Origin of the sequence: Sphingomonas sp. MJ1 (PH-R8), from assembly GCF_048058635.1 — a bacterium.
GTDB lineage: Bacteria > Pseudomonadota > Alphaproteobacteria > Sphingomonadales > Sphingomonadaceae > Sphingomonas.
This window is the reverse complement of sequence record NZ_JBBEFX010000049.1, coordinates 1-1,728: the sequence shown is the minus strand read 5'-3', so window position 1 is coordinate 1,728 and position 1,728 is coordinate 1. Positions and strand designations below refer to the sequence as shown.

Here is a 1,728-nt window from a genome sequence, read left to right as displayed (position 1 = left end):
TGTCAGGGAAGGTCTGTAGCCGGGCGCTCTCTCGGACGCTGAAATAGCGCACGCTTCCATCGGCGCGACGCAGCATGTTCTCGCCCCCCGGGACACCGTGGACGCCCGCCTTGAGCGTCTTGGCTGGTTCATCAAGCGGACTGCCAGTGTGGCCCACATAGCTGCGGGCGCCACCTTGGAATCGATGGTTGAGGCAGGCAGCCGCGAGTTCCGGCTGAAGCTCCGGATCAGGAAGGTCTCCGATCGCGTCCCGCACGGTCAGCCACGGCTTGTCCGCCGGCTTCTCCAACAGCGCCATGCCGCGGGCGCGGAAGCGTGGATCAAGCACCCGGTCGCGCTTGGCGATCTCGTGCCGCTCCCAATAGTCACCCGTTCGTACCTGCTCCCATAGCAACGCTTCGAGCGAGTGGGTTGCCTCCGGGAAGGACCATTCAATGCCAAGGTCCGCGCGGAAGCCGACGAACACGACACGCTCACGCCGTTGTGGCACCCCGTGATTGGCTGCGTTGAGCACCCGATACACGACGTTGTAACGCAGCTCGTCCGAACCGCCCTTGGCGGTGTGGTGACGCTCTAGGCGCGCCATGTGCTCCATCCACGTCTCGCCCGGCCGCAACGTGAGTTCGGGATAGGTGAGCTGGTGGACGATATGAGCAAGGTAGGTGGCGAAGCTCGCCCTGGTCAGCCCCTTCACGTTCTCAAACACGAACGCGCGCGGGCGCGTCTCGCGCACAACCCGGACAGCTTCCGGCCACATGTCGCGCGCGTCGGCATGTGCTCGATGCTTCCCGCCAAGGGAGAATGGCTGGCAAGGTGGTCCACCCGTCACAAGGTCGATCTTGCCTTCGTGCTGTCGAAAATCGACGGCTCGAATGTCACCCTCGGTCGGCAACGGCCAATGGCTAATACCACCCGCCTTTACCTTGCGGTTCTCTCGAATCGTATCGCAGCACCAGCGATCCCATTCGACCACCTGCATGGGACGGAATCCCGCCTTGCTGATCCCCATGCCCAGCCCGCCGGCGCCGGCGAATAGCTCAATGGCCCGCATGGGCGTTTCCTTGGTCGTCATCGAGAAATCCACGTATTTTGTTCTTCAAGTGTTCCGTTTGCCCGCATTCGCATTCCCAAACAACCAGCTCCCGCCAGCCCTTTCGGTCCAGCATCGCACGATTGCGCTCGTCTCGATCGCGGTTGCCCTCCAGCTTCGGTCCCCAGAAATCCTGCCGGGATTTTGGCATTCGCGCCAGTTTGCAATTCGGATCGGGATGACGATGCCAGAAACATCCGTGGACAAAGATGACTTTCTTCCGGCCGCGAAACACAAGGTCGGGGCTACCGGGTAGACGCTTGTCGTGAAGCCGATAGCGGTAGCCCATGCCATGCACGATGCGGCGCACCAGCATCTCGGGCTTGCTGTTCTTGCCCCGAATGCGGCTCATGCGCTCGGAGCGGCCTGCCGGGGTGAGAGTGTCCGCCACCCTAACGCCTCGCCTCGGGCTCGATCTTGATCGTGCAGCGCACCGCCTCTCGCGCCTTATCCGCGCGCTTCCGGCACGCCTCCAGCGCCTGCCGGTTAGCGGTGACGATCCGATCGCCTGCCGCGATGTTGGCGAAAGCGTCCGGCGCGCTGGCGCGCATGAGGTGCTGGCCGCCTTCCCACATCGGCAGGTCGAGCGAGCGCGCCGCCATCTTCTCCGGCCATTGCCAGCTCGCGGGCACGGCGCG

3 protein-coding genes are annotated in these 1,728 nt (G+C 63.9%); all 3 read right to left on the bottom strand.

The window, feature by feature from the left end; all coding sequences use genetic code 11:
* Window positions 1–1,072: DNA cytosine methyltransferase (locus VPH46_RS16190; protein ID WP_416612878.1), on the bottom strand; the 1,072-nt coding region annotated here is incomplete at its 3' end.
* Window positions 1,038–1,481 (bottom strand): very short patch repair endonuclease, encoded by a 444-nt coding sequence (locus VPH46_RS16185; RefSeq protein WP_020493517.1) that lies wholly within the window; start codon window positions 1,479–1,481, stop codon window positions 1,038–1,040. The genes VPH46_RS16190 and VPH46_RS16185, both read right to left, overlap by 35 nt.
* Before the next feature lies 1 nt (window position 1,482).
* On the bottom strand, window positions 1,483–1,728 hold a 246-nt coding region (locus VPH46_RS16180; RefSeq protein WP_416612876.1), incomplete at its 5' end, for a DUF6118 family protein.